Source organism: Agromyces sp. NPDC055661 (genome assembly GCF_053618135.1).
Genome location: NZ_JBSHHC010000001.1, coordinates 1,521,955 through 1,535,154, shown reverse-complemented (window position 1 = coordinate 1,535,154; position 13,200 = coordinate 1,521,955). Strand labels below are relative to the sequence as shown.

14 protein-coding genes are annotated in these 13,200 nt (G+C 71.9%); 7 read left to right on the top strand and 7 right to left on the bottom strand.

Going from position 1 to position 13,200, the window contains the following annotated elements:
• The gene (locus ACWGO8_RS06965; protein ID WP_452042363.1) at positions 1-480 is read right to left on the bottom strand and encodes an ATP-dependent zinc protease family protein; all 480 of its coding nucleotides are present in this window, start codon (positions 478-480) and stop codon (positions 1-3) included.
• A 26-nt stretch (positions 481-506) separates the two neighbouring features.
• Here ACWGO8_RS06965 and ACWGO8_RS06960 point away from each other — a divergent pair, with 26 nt between their 5' ends.
• On the top strand, positions 507-1,700 hold the full coding sequence (locus ACWGO8_RS06960) for a RimK family alpha-L-glutamate ligase (protein WP_452042362.1): 1,194 nt from the start codon (positions 507-509) through the stop codon (positions 1,698-1,700).
• 161 nt (positions 1,701-1,861) lie between these two features.
• On the opposite strand, the gene ACWGO8_RS06955 is transcribed toward ACWGO8_RS06960, so the two are convergent.
• The 3 genes from ACWGO8_RS06955 to ACWGO8_RS06945 all read right to left on the bottom strand — a co-directional run bounded on the left by ACWGO8_RS06955 (position 1,862) and on the right by ACWGO8_RS06945 (position 3,421).
• Complete coding sequence (locus ACWGO8_RS06955) at positions 1,862-2,248, bottom strand: GntR family transcriptional regulator (RefSeq protein WP_452042361.1); 387 nt, start codon at positions 2,246-2,248, stop codon at positions 1,862-1,864.
• A gap of 2 nt (positions 2,249-2,250) precedes the next feature.
• Complete coding sequence (locus ACWGO8_RS06950; RefSeq protein ID WP_148732865.1) at positions 2,251-2,688, bottom strand: Lrp/AsnC family transcriptional regulator; 438 nt, start codon at positions 2,686-2,688, stop codon at positions 2,251-2,253.
• Between the two features lie 100 nt (positions 2,689-2,788).
• Positions 2,789-3,421: a TetR/AcrR family transcriptional regulator gene (locus ACWGO8_RS06945; protein WP_452042360.1), complete on the bottom strand. Its 633-nt coding sequence runs from the start codon at positions 3,419-3,421 to the stop codon at positions 2,789-2,791.
• A 90-nt stretch (positions 3,422-3,511) separates the two neighbouring features.
• Here ACWGO8_RS06945 and ACWGO8_RS06940 point away from each other — a divergent pair, with 90 nt between their 5' ends.
• The 3 genes from ACWGO8_RS06940 to ACWGO8_RS06930 all read left to right on the top strand — a co-directional run bounded on the left by ACWGO8_RS06940 (position 3,512) and on the right by ACWGO8_RS06930 (position 7,647).
• Positions 3,512-5,167 (top strand): amidohydrolase, encoded by a 1,656-nt coding sequence (locus ACWGO8_RS06940; protein ID WP_452042359.1) that lies wholly within the window; start codon positions 3,512-3,514, stop codon positions 5,165-5,167.
• 13 nt (positions 5,168-5,180) lie between these two features.
• Positions 5,181-6,542 carry an APC family permease gene (locus ACWGO8_RS06935; RefSeq protein WP_452042358.1) on the top strand — a complete coding sequence of 454 codons (1,362 nt, stop codon included), beginning with the start codon at positions 5,181-5,183 and terminating at the stop codon, positions 6,540-6,542.
• Between the two features lie 304 nt (positions 6,543-6,846).
• Complete coding sequence (locus tag ACWGO8_RS06930) at positions 6,847-7,647, top strand: LLM class F420-dependent oxidoreductase (RefSeq protein WP_452042357.1); 801 nt, start codon at positions 6,847-6,849, stop codon at positions 7,645-7,647.
• A gap of 18 nt (positions 7,648-7,665) precedes the next feature.
• Here ACWGO8_RS06930 and ACWGO8_RS06925 read toward each other — a convergent pair whose 3' ends face one another.
• A complete protein-coding gene (locus ACWGO8_RS06925; RefSeq protein ID WP_452042356.1) occupies positions 7,666-8,163 on the bottom strand; it encodes a hypothetical protein in 498 nt (165 codons plus the stop codon).
• A gap of 54 nt (positions 8,164-8,217) precedes the next feature.
• Positions 8,218-9,018 carry a hypothetical protein gene (locus ACWGO8_RS06920; RefSeq protein ID WP_452042355.1) on the bottom strand — a complete coding sequence of 267 codons (801 nt, stop codon included), beginning with the start codon at positions 9,016-9,018 and terminating at the stop codon, positions 8,218-8,220.
• Between the two features lie 344 nt (positions 9,019-9,362).
• Here ACWGO8_RS06920 and ddaH point away from each other — a divergent pair, with 344 nt between their 5' ends.
• Together ddaH and rocD are read left to right on the top strand one after the other, a co-directional pair.
• Positions 9,363-10,223, top strand: coding sequence for a dimethylargininase (gene ddaH, locus ACWGO8_RS06915; RefSeq protein ID WP_452042354.1), 861 nt, complete (start codon positions 9,363-9,365; stop codon positions 10,221-10,223).
• On the top strand, positions 10,220-11,497 hold the full coding sequence (gene rocD, locus ACWGO8_RS06910; RefSeq protein ID WP_452042353.1) for an ornithine--oxo-acid transaminase: 1,278 nt from the start codon (positions 10,220-10,222) through the stop codon (positions 11,495-11,497). The genes ddaH and rocD overlap by 4 nt, the downstream gene beginning before the upstream one ends.
• 15 nt (positions 11,498-11,512) lie before the next feature.
• On the opposite strand, the gene ACWGO8_RS06905 is transcribed toward rocD, so the two are convergent.
• A complete protein-coding gene (locus ACWGO8_RS06905; protein WP_452042352.1) occupies positions 11,513-12,247 on the bottom strand; it encodes a DUF4097 family beta strand repeat-containing protein in 735 nt (244 codons plus the stop codon).
• 162 nt (positions 12,248-12,409) lie between these two features.
• On the opposite strand from ACWGO8_RS06905, the gene ACWGO8_RS06900 reads away from it, so the two are divergent.
• Entirely contained in the window at positions 12,410-13,189 is a 780-nt protein-coding gene (locus tag ACWGO8_RS06900) for a polyprenol monophosphomannose synthase (RefSeq protein WP_452042351.1), read from the top strand.
• Positions 13,190-13,200: the final 11 nt, after the last annotated feature.

The following is a 13,200-nucleotide window of genomic DNA, read 5'->3' as shown; positions in this document are numbered from 1 at the left end:
TCAGCGACCGCGGTTCTGGCGGCGGACGCGTCGAGGGGCGCGTCCGCCGAGGAACGACTCGCCGGCAGCGACGAGGAACCCGTCGCGCAGCGCCTCACGGCCGATGAGCATGCGGAAGCCCATCTCGTCGCGGTTGCTGAGCGTCATCTCGACGGTCCGCGTGCGTCCGTGCAGCGTCACGTCCATGAGCACGACGATGCGCTCCTCGGAGTGGCCCGAGGAGCTGCGCACCGTGCGGCGGTCGTGCACGGGGATCTCGACGACGACCGCGTCCTCGTCGCTGTCCTGCCAAGGGCGCACGCCGAACCGCACCGAATCGGTGCCGTCGTCGGCGCGGAACTCCTCGACGTCGAACGCGTGGAGCGACGACGTGCGCGCTCCCGTGTCGATCTTCGCCTTGATCCATGGGACTCCCGCACCGGGCAGGGTCACCCATTCGCGCCATCCGACGATGGTGGTTGAATAGGGGGGCTCTGTCACCCGAACATCTTCGCAGGGACTCAAGGATGAAACTGGCGATCCTCTCGCGCGCCCCGCAGGCGTACTCCACGCAGCGACTCCGGGCGGCGGCGCAGCAACGAGGGCATGAGGTGAAGGTCCTCAACACGCTGCGCTTCGCGATCGACCTCACGGGCCCCGAGCCCGACCTGCAGTACCGCGGCCGTCCGCTGTCCGACTACGACGCGATCCTGCCGCGCATCGGCAACTCGATCACGTACTTCGGCACCGCCGTGGTGCGCCAGTTCGAGCAGATGGACGTCTACACGCCGAACACCGCGAACGGCATCACGAACGCCCGCGACAAGCTCCGCGCGAACCAGATCCTGAGCCGCCACAACATCGGCATGCCCGCCACGGCGTTCGTGCGCAACCGCGCCGACGTGCGCCCGGCGATCGAGCTCGTCGGCGGGGCGCCCGTCGTCATCAAGCTGCTCGAGGGCACGCAGGGCATCGGCGTGATCCTCGCGCCCGAGGTGAAGATCGCCGAGGCGATCATCGAGACACTGCACTCGACGAAGCAGAACGTCCTCATCCAGCGCTTCGTGAAGGAGAGCCGCGGCCGTGACATCCGTGCGCTCGTCATCGGCGACCGAGTCGTCGCGGCCATGCGCCGCGTCGCGAGCGGCGACGAGTTCCGCTCGAACGTGCACCGCGGCGGCACCGTCGAGCCCGTGGAGCTCACGCCCGACTACGAGCAGGCCGCCGTGCGCTCGGCGCAGATCATGGGCCTCAAGGTCGCCGGCGTCGACATGCTCGAGGGCAACGACGGCCCGCTCGTCATGGAGGTGAACTCGTCGCCCGGCCTCCAGGGCATCGAGACGGCGACCAAGCTCGACGTGGCCGGCGCGATCATCGACTACATCGCGAACCAGGTCGCGTTCCCCGAGATCGACGTGCGCCAGCGGCTCACTGTCTCGACCGGGTACGGCGTGGCCGAGCTGCTCGTGCACGGCGCGGCCGACCTCGTCGGCAAGACGCTCGGCGAGTCGGGGCTGTGGGACCGCGACATCACGGTGCTCACGCTGCACCGCGGCACGACGGTCATCCCGAACCCGCGCAAGGGCGTCGTGCTCGAGTCCGAGGACCGCCTGCTCTGCTTCGGCAAGCTCGAGGAGATGCGTTCGATGATCCCCGAGCGGCGCCGCCGCCGCGCCAAGGTGCGCAGGCTCCCGAAGGAGCCGATCCCCGAGGCGAGCTGAGCGGATGCCGCGGCGGCCCGCTCTCGCGCGCCGTGCACAACTCCGGAACACTCCACGTGCTCCTGGCGTGTCGGGCATCCGCGCGCAGCGTGTCTCACGCGCGATCCGGAGTTGCGCACGCATGCGCTGACCGCGAACGCTGGGCGACGAAACAGGCGATGTCAGCGTGGGGCGTCGAGCGCTGACGCGACGAGGGCCAGGGCCGTCGCCCGGTCGACGCCGAGGTGGTGCACCCGGTCGGCGTAGGCGAGCGCGGCGAGCTGCGCCTCCTGCGTGGTCGGGTCGCCGGTCGCGGCGATGAACGTGCCGGCACGTCCGCGGGTCTCGATGACGTGGTCGGCCTCGAGGGCGCGGTAGGCCTTCGCGACGGTGTTCACGGCGAGGTCGAGCTCGGCCGCGAGGGCGCGCACGGTCGGCATCCGCGTGCCGGGGGCGAGGGCTCCGGATGCCACGCCGTCGACGACCTGGCGACGCAGCTGCTCGAACGGCGGCACGTCGTCGTCGTGGCGGATCGTGAACGAGGCCGTACCGCCCGCGGCATCCGCCATCGTCAGTCCCGGTTGCGGTTCACGAGTCGCGAGAGCACGATCGCGCTGCGGGTGTGGTCGACGTTGGGGGCGATGCGCACGCGTTCGAGCGCATCCTCGAGCGAGGTGATGTCGCGGGCCCGCATGTGCACGATCGCGTCGGCGCTCCCGGTGACCGTGCCGGCGTACACGACCTCGGGCACGCCCTGCAGGATGCGCTGCAGCTCGTCGGGCGCGACAGTGCCGCGGCAGAACAGCTCGACGTACGCCTCGGTGCTCATGCCGTCGACGGTCGGGTCGACCTGGATGGTGAACGAGCGGATGACGCCGTCGGCGACGAGGCGGTCGACGCGACGCTTCACGGCCGACGCCGAGAGGCCCACGGACGACCCGATGTCGCCGTACCCCGCTCGCGCGTTCTGTCGGAGCAGGTCGAGGATGGCGCGGTCGAGGTTGTCCATGCTTCGGAGTGTACGCCGATTCGTTGCGCTCACCCAGGGGTTGACGCCGGATTCCTGCGTGGCGCGTCGGAAAGCGGCTGCCGACCGATATCGACCCTGGTCAGGCGTGGAGACCCGCGCCGGCGGCGTGGCGCACCCGCAGCCCGGCGAGCAACGCCGAGAGTCCGATCTCGAACGCGCGGCGGGCGCCGAACGCGTCGCCGAGCGACGGGTCGAGCGCCGCCCGGAACGCCGCGTGCTCCGACGGCACCGAGCCCTGCTCGAGCAGGTCGCCGGGCGCCACGATGTCGATCGCCGAGCCGAGCACGTGCGCCTCGACCGTGCGCATGACGGCGACGGCGTCGCCGACCGGCCAGCCGGCCTCGACGAGCGAGGCGATGACGCGGTCGTACATGCCGAGCGTGGACACGTCGCGGATCGGGGTCGTCGCGAGCAGCAGGATGACGTTCGGATGCGCCGCGAACGCGGCGAGGTACGACCGGGCCCAGGCCTCGAGCGCGGCATCCCACGGCTCGGCTGCGAAGGCCCTCGTGTCGATCTCCTCGACGATGCGGGCGCGCACGGCCTCGATGAGGTCGCCCCGACTCGCGACGTGGTTGTAGAGCGAGGAGACCTGGCGGTCGACGCGCTTCGCGAGCGCGCGCATCGAGAGCGCCTCGCCGCCCTCCTCGTCGATGAGCTCGAGCGCCGTGGTGACGAGCTGGTCGCGGTTGACACGTGTCACGATTTCCATCCTCGGTCTTCCCTCGCTTGAGGCGAGAGTGTACAGTCACCTTCACTCGAATACGAACACTGTTCGTATGAACACGAAGGACCCGGTGCAGTGACCTCGACCCTCTTCCACGGCGGCACGATCTGGCGCGGAGCCGACGAACCGACGGCCGGCGCGGTGTTCGTGCACGAGGGCGTCGTCGAGGCGCTCGACGTCGTCGCCCGTCGCCTCGCCGCCGAGGCGGAGTCCGCGGGTGAGCACGTCGAGCAGGTCGACCTCGACGGCGGCTTCCTCATGCCGGCCTTCGGCGACGGGCACGCGCACCCGCTGTTCGGCGGACTGGAGGCCGAGGGGCCCGACGTGCGCTCGTGCACCTCCATCCCGGCGGTGGTCGACGAGGTGCGGCGCTACGCCGAGGCCCACCCCGAGGTCGCGTGGATCCAGGGCGCCTCGTACGACGGCAGCCTCGCCGAGGGCGGCCTCTTCGACGCGCGCTGGCTCGACGAGGCCGTGCCCGACCGTCCGGTCGTGCTGCGCGCCTGGGACTACCACACGGTGTGGTGCAACTCGCGGGCGCTCGAGCTCGCCGGCATCGATGCCGACACCCCCGAGCCCGTGCTCGGCGAGATCCCGCGTCGCGACGACGGCTCGCCGCTCGGCACGCTGCGCGAGTGGGGAGCCGTCGAGCTCGTCACCGACGTGGCGTCGGCGCGTCCCCTCGAGGAGCGTCTTCGGGCGCTCGAGCGCGCCGCCGACTACTACCTCGCTCGTGGCGTGACCTGGGTGCAGGACGCCTGGGTCGAGCCGGCCGAGCTCGACACCTACCTCGAGGCCGCGGCGCGCGACCGGCTGGGCATCCGCTTCAACCTCGCCCTGTACGCCGACCCGCGCCGCTTCGCGACCCAGCTGCCCGCGTTCGTCGAGTCGCGACGCCGGGTGACGGATGCCGCGTCGCCCCTGCTCACTGCGAACACCGTGAAGTTCTTCGCCGACGGCGTCGTCGAGAACGAGACGGGCGCCCTGCTCGAGCCGTACTGCTCGGCGCTGCACAAGCACGGGATGTCGGTCTGGGGCGCCGAGGACCTCGCCGAGGCCGTGCGCGCCGTCGACGCGGCCGGCTTCCAGGTGCACATCCACGCGATCGGCGACGCCGCGGTGCGGCAGGCGCTCGACGCGATCGAGCACGCCGTCGCCGCGAACGGGCCGCGCGACCGTCGTCCGGTCATCGCGCACGCGCAGCTCGTCGACGACGCCGACCTCGACCGGTTCGCACGCCTCGGGGTCATCCCGAACATGCAGCCGCTGTGGGCGCAGCTCGACGCGCTCATGACCGTGCTGACGGTGCCGCGGCTCGGTTCGGAGCGCGCCGACAGGCAGTACCGCATGCGCTCGATCGAGGCATCCGGTGCCCGTCTCGCGTTCGGCTCGGACTGGCCGGTCTCGTCGGGTGACCCGCGCGAGGGCATCGCCGTGGCCGTGAGCCGCCGAACGCCCGAGGGCGACCCGGCCGGCGGGTGGACGCCGCAGGAGATCCTGCCCGTGGCGCTCGCTCTCGACGCGTACAGCACCGCCGTCGCGCACCAGGCGTTCGCCGACGCGACGGATGCCCCGTGGGGCCGCATCGAGCCCGGCGCCGCCGCCGACCTCGTGCACCTCGCGGCCGACCCGCGGGAGCTCGATCCCGCAGATCTCCCCGACCTCCCCGTGCGCGCGACCTGGCTCGCGGGGATCCCCCGATACCGAGGCGAACGCCTCCCGACCCCCTGAAAGGTCACCACCCATGTCCCAGGCCGCGATCCCCGCCACCGACGTCGAAACGGATGCCGCGCCCAAGCTGAAGCGAGTACTCGGCGTCCCTTCGCTGGTGCTCTTCGGCCTCGTCTACATGGTGCCGCTCACGGTGTTCACCACCTACGGCATCGTCACCGAGATGACCGGCGGCCGCGTGGCCGTCTCGTACGTCATCACGCTCGTCGCCATGCTGTTCACGGCGCGCTCGTACGCCCGCATGTCGGTCGCGTACCCCTACGCCGGCTCGGCCTACGTCTACACGCAGCGCAGCTTCGGCGGCGCAGTCGGCTTCCTCGCGGGCTGGTCGCTCATGCTCGACTACCTGTTCCTGCCGATGATCAACTACCTCGTGATCGGCATCTACCTCGAGGCGGCCTTCCCGGCGGTGCCGGCGTGGGTGTTCATCCTCGCGTCGATCGTGATCGTCACCGTGCTGAACGTCATCGGCATCGTCTCGGTCGCGCGGGCGAACGTCGTGATCATCGCCGTGCAGGCCGTGTTCATCGGCGCGTTCGTCGTGTTCGGACTCGCCTCGCTGTCCGGTCAGCAGGTCGACCCGCTCGCGCCGTTCATCGGCGACGGGACGGTCGAGGGGCCGGGCGTGCTCTTCGCGGGCGCGGCTGTGCTGTGCCTCTCGTTCCTCGGCTTCGACTCGGTGTCGACGCTCGCCGAGGAGGCGAAGGAGCCGATCCGCTCCGTGCCGCGCGCGATCATGATCACCACCGTCGCGGCGGGCGTGATCTTCATCGGGCTGTCGTACCTCGCGCAGCTGGTGTTCCCGTCGAACGCCTTCACCGACGTGGACTCCGCCGCGCTCGACGTGATGCAGACCGCGGGCGGCGAGTTCCTCGCGGTGTTCTTCACGGCGGCGTACGTGGCCGGCGCGGCCGGCTCCGCGCTCACGTCGCAGGCGTCGGTGTCGCGCATCATCTACGCGATGGGCCGCGACGGCGTGCTGCCCACGCGGGTCTTCGGCCGCCTCTCGGCGCGGTTCAAGACCCCGGTCGTCGCCGTGCTCTGCGTGTCGGCGGTGTCGCTGCTCGCGGTCTGGATCGACCTCGGCCTGCTCGCCGGCATGATCAGCTTCGGCGCCCTGGTCGCGTTCTCGGTCGTGAACCTCTCGGTCATCAAGCACTACTACATCGACCGCAGGGAGCGCGCCGGCGTCCAGGTGCTGCGCAACCTCGTGCTCCCGCTCATCGGCTTCGCGCTCACTGTGTGGCTGTGGACGAGCCTCTCGGTCGAGACCTTCATCGTGGGCCTGTCGTGGCTCGCGATCGGCGTGCTGCTCCTCGCGATCGTGACGCGCGGGTTCCGGCGTCCGACGCCGATGCTCGACCTGAAGGAGTAGGGCCTGGGGAAGCGGTGAACGGATGCCGCGGGCCGACGTGGGCCCGCGGCATCCGTGTGCTCGCGGCATCCGTCTGCCAGCGGCATCCGTGTGCTCGCGGCATCCGTCTGCCAGCGGCATCCGTCTGCCAGCGGCATCCGTGAGCTCGGGGCATCCGTGTGCTCGGGGCATCCGTGTGCAGGAAGAATCGGACGACATGCCGGTGACGCCCACCGCTCGGGCGGCGTGTCGATCGGTTCTTCCTGCATTGCGTTCGATGGCAACCCCGGCAGCCGCTTTCCGGAACGCGCCTAGGCTGGATGGCATGCCCGTCGACTCCCGCGTGCGCCTCGGAATCCAGGTGCAGCCGCAGCACGCCCACTACCCGGCCATCCGCGACACCGTCCTGCGCCTCGAAGACCTCGGCGTCGACATCGTCTTCAACTGGGACCACTTCTTCCCGCTCTCGGGCGACCGCGAGGGCCTGCACTTCGAGGCGTGGACCATGCTCGGCGCCTGGGCCGAGCAGACCGAGCGCGTCGAGTTCGGCACGCTCGTGAGCTGCAACTCGTACCGCAATGCCGACCTGCAGGCCGACATGGCCCGCACGCTCGACCACATCTCGGCGAAGGACGGCGTCGGCCGGTTCATCTTCGGCACCGGGTCGGGCTGGTTCGAACGCGACTACGACGAGTACGGCTACGAGTTCGGCACGCCGGGCACCCGCCTGAACGCGCTCGCGAACGCGCTGCCCCGGGTCGAGGCCCGGTGGGCGAAGCTGAACCCGGCGCCGACCCGCAAGATCCCGGTGATGATCGGCGGCAAGGGCGAGCAGAAGACGCTGAAGATCGTCGCGCGGCACGCCGACATCTGGCACTCGTTCGTCTCGCCCGACGAGCTCGGCCGCAAGCTCGACGTGCTGAAGCGCTGGGGCGACGAGGTCGGCCGCGACGTCTCCGAGATCACGGTGTCGAACGAGCTCACCCGCCGCCACGTCGACCTCGACTACGCCGATGCGCTCTACGATGCCGGCGTGCGCCTGTTCACGCTCGGCGTCTCGGGCCCCGGCTACGACCTGTCCGCGGTGCCCGAGTGGCTCGCGTGGCGCGACGCGAAGAACGGCTGACCCGGGCGGTCGGCGGCGTCACCGCGGTGTCAGCTCGGCGCTGCCGTCGGGCCGGATGATCCCGCGGACGAGGCCGCTGCCTGGCACGGATGCCTCGACCTCGAGCCCACCGACGGGGAACAGTCCGTCGTGCGTGCAGCTCGAGGTGGTGAACCGCCCGGGCCGGGAGATGACGGCACAGACGGCGGAGCCGCCGCGCAGCCGCGCGATGTAGAGCGCCACGCCGTCGGGGCGCGTGCGGAGCAGTCGGTAGTCCGTCGGCGCGACGGGGTCGCGGGGGTAGGCGTCGCGTGGCGCGTCCGCCGAAGTCGGCGCTGCGTCGTACGGGCTCAGCACGGCCGTCTCGGCGATCGGCACGACCGCGGCCTCACCGCGCGACGGTGTCGACTGGGACGTCGTCCAGCCCACGAGCGCCCCGAGCAGCAGCGCGGTCGCCAACACGGCGATCGCCCACCCCGGCGGCCTCGGCCCTCTGGTGCCGCTCCGGTCGTCCCGACCGGTGAGGGGACCGGCCATGCGATCAGGATGCCTCGCGCGCCGCGCGGCGGCAAGGGGGTTCGTCGTGACCGCTCAGTCGGCCGGCACGGTCACCAGCACGGCGCCGTCGGCGTGCCATTCGGCGCGCACCGGGCGGTGGCCGGGGATGCCCATCTCCGTCCAGAGCACTCCGTCGCGGAAGACGCCCTGCTGCGTGCAGGTCCCGCCCGCACCGCTCTCGCGCACGATCACGAGGCACAGGTCGTCCGGACCGCCGCCGGACGATCCGCCCGGCACCGGCTTCGCGCCGTAGACGCCGACACCGTCGGCGGTGGTCGCGAGCAGCCGCAGGGTCGACGTGTCGAGCCAGCCATCGGCCCAGCCCTCCTCCCCAGTCGGGGGAGGCGTGTCCGCGGGCTCCGCGGCCCGGTCGAACACCCGGTACGCGGGCGTCTCGATCACCGACAGCGTGGACCCGTCGGGCGTGCCCGTGCCGATCGATGCTGCCGCTCCGACGGGCTCGCCGACGGCTGCGGGCTCGGATGGCGCCGTGCGAGTGCCGAGCTGCCAGCCGACCGCGATGCCGACGAGCAGGGCTGCCGTGCCCGCCGCGACCGCCCAGCGGAACCGGCGCACGGATGCCGCGTCGGACGCCGCGATCCACTCGGACACGGCACGCGTCGAGCCGGTCGGCGTCTTCTCCCGCACCGGGGCCGGCTCGGGCGCCTCGGATGCTGCGCCGTCCCGCTCGTCCGCCGCTGCTGCGGCCGCCGCGGCCTGCCGCAGCGCGTCGAGCTCGGCCAGCGCGGCTGCCCGCTCCCCGCTGCTCGCGACGGCGCCGTACGCGATCCGCTGGAGATGCCGCAGCCGATCGTCGTGGGCGGGATCGTCCAAGTGCGGCCTCCATCGGTCCGTCCGGCCGAAGGGAGCCGGGTCGCCCAACAGGATGCACCACTCCGGGCGCGTGAGCAACCGCTCTCACGCGGGCCCCGCGGCATCCGTCGTGCGGCATACGCACGAAAGCGGCGAATCAAGTCGGAACGGGCAGGAACATTGCGCGCGACGCCCGGAACTTCGGCGACTTCGGCGTCACACTGAGAGTGGCGTCCCGACGGCGGTGCAACCCGAACATCGTCGTCGGGGCTCGCAAGAGCGACCTGGTCCGCCGACATTGCGAACAGTGCCGATGTCGCCCCGCAACGGTGCGCCGTGACATCCGCAGAGCCCTGAGGAGTGAGATGTCGAGCGTGATCGAGACCGAGGAACAGGCGGCCACGCGGCCCGAGCGGCGCCCCACCGGGCGCAGCGTGCTGATGTGCCGCCCCGAGCACTTCACCGTCGTCTACCGGATCAATCCGTGGATGAACCCGGCCGAGCCGACCGACACGGACGTCGCGCTCGCGCAGTGGCAGGTGCTCCACGACACGTACCTCGAGCTCGGCTACGACGTGCACCTCATCGACCCGATCGCGGGGCTGCCCGACATGGTCTACGCCGCCAACGGCGGGTTCGTGATCGACGGCATCGCCTACGGTGCGAAGTTCACGCACCCCGAGCGCCAGCCCGAGGGACCCGCGTACATGCGGTGGTTCCGCGAGCAGGGTTTCGACGTGCGCGCGCCCGAGGAGGTGAACGAGGGCGAGGGCGACTTCCTCCTCGTGGGCGACGTCATCCTCGCGGGCACGGGCTTCCGCAGCGACTCGCAGTCGCACGGTGAGCTCGAGCGCATCTTCGGCCGCGAGGTGGTCACCCTCCGCCTCGTCGACCCGAGCTTCTACCACCTCGACACCGCGGTCGCCGTGCTCGACGGCACGCCCGGCCGCGAGCACATCGCCTACCTGCCGAGCGCGTTCGACGGGGCATCCCTCGCCCTGCTGCAGGAGCGGTACCCCGACGCCATCATCGTGAACGAGACGGATGCCGCGGTGCTCGGCCTCAACTCGTTCAGCGACGGCTGCAACGTCGTGATCGCCTCGCGCGCCACCGACTTCGAGCGGCAGCTGCGCGAGCACGGCTACAACCCGATCGGCGTCGACCTCTCCGAGCTGCTGCTCGGCGGGGGCGGCGTGAAGTGCTGCACCCTGGAGCTGCGCCGATGACCACCGCATTCGACCGCCCTTCGACGAGCTCGGGGACCCCTTCGACGGGCTCGGGGACCCCTTCGGGGACCGCCGACGCGATCGCCCTGGAAGACCAGCACGCGGCCCACAACTACCATCCCCTCGCGGTCGTCGTCGCCTCGGGCGAGGGCGCGTGGGTCACCGACGTCGAGGGCCGCCGGTACCTCGACTGCCTCGCCGCCTACTCGGCGGTGAACTTCGGGCACGGCAACCCGCGGCTCGTCGCCGCGGCGCGCGAGCAGCTCGACCGCATCACGCTGACGAGCCGCGCGTTCCACAACGACCGGCTCGGGCCGTTCGTCACCGAGCTCGCAGCGCTCTGCGGCAAGGACCTGGTCCTGCCCATGAACACGGGCGCCGAGGCGGTCGAGTCGGCGATCAAGGTCGCCCGCGCGTGGGGCTACCGCGTGAAGGGCGTGGCGCCGGATGCCGCGAACATCATCGTGATGACCGGGAACTTCCACGGCCGCACCACCACCATCGTCTCCTTCAGCGACGACCCCGACGCGCACGACGACTTCGGGCCGTACACGCCGGGCTTCCGGATGGTGCCCTACGGCGACGCGGCCGCGATCGCGGCGGCGATCGACGAGAGCACCGTCGCCGTGCTCGTCGAGCCGATCCAGGGCGAGTCGGGCATCATCGTCCCGCCCGCCGACTTCCTCCCCGAGGTGCGCCGCATCACGACCGAGCGGAACGTGCTGCTCATCGCCGACGAGATCCAGTCGGGCCTCGGGCGCGTCGGGGCCACGTTCGCGTGCGACCTCGTGGGCGTCGTGCCCGACCTGTACCTGCTCGGCAAGGCGCTCGGCGGCGGCATCGTGCCCGTCTCGGCCGTGGTCGGCGACGCCGACGTGCTCGGCGTGCTCCGACCGGGACAGCACGGCTCGACCTTCGGCGGCAACCCGCTCGCCGCGGCGGTCGGCCTCGAGGTCGTCCGCATGCTCGCGACGGGGGAGCCGCAGGCACGCGCCCGGGAGCTCGGCGCCCACCTGCACGCGCGCCTCGAGCGCCTCGTCGGGCACGGCGTGGTCGCGCTGCGCGGTGCTGGGCTCTGGGCGGGCATCGACATCGACCCCGAGCTCGCGACCGGACGGCAGGCGTGCGAGGCGCTCATGCGCCGCGGCGTGCTCGCGAAGGACACGCACGGCTCGACGATCCGGCTCGCGCCGCCCATCGTGGTGGAGCCGGCCGACCTCGACTGGGCGGTCGACCAGCTCGAGGCGGCGCTCGACGAGCTGCGGGGTGCCTGAGCCCCTGTCCCGGGCTCAGTCCTCCCGCACCGTGATCGACCCGTTCGAGGTCCGGAGGTCGAGCGTGAACCGGCCGTCGGGATCGTTCGCGACCTGGAGGTCTGTGCTCCCGTTCGAGGTCTCCGTCGCGATCCGATAGCTGTCGGCCGGGACGGTGAGCTCGATCGCGCCGTTCGAGGTGCGCGCCTCCACGTCCTGCGCGGTGCCGAGCTCCAGGTCGATGGCGCCGTTCGACGACTCGGCCCGGATGCCGTCGCCGTTCAGGTCGTCGCCCTCGATGCGCCCGTTCGAGGTCTCGACGTCGATGGTCCCCTGGACGTCCTCGAGCTCGATGCGGCCGTTGCTGGTGCCCACCTCGACCTGGCCCACGTCGCGAAGCTTGATCGCCCCGTTCGAGGTCTGCCCGCGCACGTCGGCGCCGGCGGGCACGTCGATCGTGTATTCGACCGAGCACCGGGGGCCGCAGCCGCGCAGCTCGAGCGTGTCGCCCTGCACCGAGTGGGTCTCGCCCTCGGGGCGCTCGCCGCGGTACGAGACCTTGCGCGCCACCGTCGTCTCGGTCGCCCCCTCGACGCCGCGTACGGTGACGCTGCCCTGGTTGTCGGAGATCTGGATGGTCGCGATCGCGTCCTCGACGGTCGCCGTATCGCTGAAGGTCTTGGGCGGGGCGAGGAACGCGCACCCGCCGAGCGCCCCCGCAACGAGGACGGTGGCCGCTGCCGCGACGGCAGCACGGAGCATCCGGTTCATGAGGCCCCCCTCGGGCTCGTCGGCGACTTCCCCCGACGTGCCGATGGTACCGCGCGGGCCCGGCGGCGACCACCGGCCGGGCCCACCGGCGCCGGGCGGTCAGCGAGCGGATGCCGCGGGCGGCTACGATAGCGCGGAACGCCCGCCGAGGTGAGGGAGCGAATGGCCGGCACACTCGTCGTGATCCCGACCTACAACGAGCGCGAGAGCCTCGCCGACACGATCGCCCGCGTGCGCGCGGCCGTGCCCGAGGCATCCGTGCTCGTGGTCGACGACAGCTCGCCCGACGGCACGGGCGAGCTCGCCGACGAGCTCGCCGCCGCCGACGTCGCCGTGCACGTGCTGCACCGGAGCGCGAAGGACGGCCTGGGCGCCGCCTACCTCGAGGCGTTCCGATGGGCACTCGAGCGCGGATTCGACCCGATCGTGCAGCTCGACGCCGACGGGTCGCACCTGCCCGAGCAGCTGCCGCGCCTGCTCGCGGCGCTCGAGCCGACGGATGCCGCGGGCGGCGCCGACCTCGTCATCGGCTCGCGCTGGATCCCCGGCGGTTCCATCGAGAACTGGCCGCGTCGCCGTGAGCTGCTGTCGCGGTGGGGGAGCGCCTACGCGCGGACGGTGCTGCGGCTCGACACGCGCGACGCCACGGCCGGGTTCCGGGCGTTCCGCGCCGACGCGCTCCGCCGCATCCGGCTCGAGGACGTGCACACGCGCGGCTACGGGTTCCAGGTCGACATGCTCTGGCACGCCCGCGAGGCGGGCCTCACGGTCGTCGAGGTGCCCGTGACGTTCGTCGAGCGCAAGCTCGGCCGATCGAAGATGAGCCCGGCGATCGTGATCGAGGCGACGCTGCGCGTCACCGGGTGGGGCCTCAAGTCGCTCTTCGGGCGGCGGCCGCTGCCGGCGAGCAACAGCGGGTCGGCCGGGCGCTCGCGCACCTGACGCGTTCGCGG

Coding starts and splice junctions, on each gene's coding strand:
- ACWGO8_RS06960 (WP_452042362.1), top strand. CDS start 507: ATGAAACTGGCGATCCTCTCGCGCGCCCCGCAGGCGTACTCCACGCAG.
- ACWGO8_RS06955 (WP_452042361.1), bottom strand. CDS start 2,248: ATGGCGGATGCCGCGGGCGGTACGGCCTCGTTCACGATCCGCCACGAC.
- ACWGO8_RS06950 (WP_148732865.1), bottom strand. CDS start 2,688: ATGGACAACCTCGACCGCGCCATCCTCGACCTGCTCCGACAGAACGCG.
- ACWGO8_RS06945 (WP_452042360.1), bottom strand. CDS start 3,421: ATGGAAATCGTGACACGTGTCAACCGCGACCAGCTCGTCACCACGGCG.
- ACWGO8_RS06935 (WP_452042358.1), top strand. CDS start 5,181: ATGTCCCAGGCCGCGATCCCCGCCACCGACGTCGAAACGGATGCCGCG.
- ACWGO8_RS06930 (WP_452042357.1), top strand. CDS start 6,847: ATGCCCGTCGACTCCCGCGTGCGCCTCGGAATCCAGGTGCAGCCGCAG.
- ACWGO8_RS06925 (WP_452042356.1), bottom strand. CDS start 8,163: ATGGCCGGTCCCCTCACCGGTCGGGACGACCGGAGCGGCACCAGAGGG.
- ddaH (WP_452042354.1), top strand. CDS start 9,363: ATGTCGAGCGTGATCGAGACCGAGGAACAGGCGGCCACGCGGCCCGAG.
- rocD (WP_452042353.1), top strand. CDS start 10,220: ATGACCACCGCATTCGACCGCCCTTCGACGAGCTCGGGGACCCCTTCG.
- ACWGO8_RS06905 (WP_452042352.1), bottom strand. CDS start 12,247: ATGAACCGGATGCTCCGTGCTGCCGTCGCGGCAGCGGCCACCGTCCTC.
- ACWGO8_RS06900 (WP_452042351.1), top strand. CDS start 12,410: ATGGCCGGCACACTCGTCGTGATCCCGACCTACAACGAGCGCGAGAGC.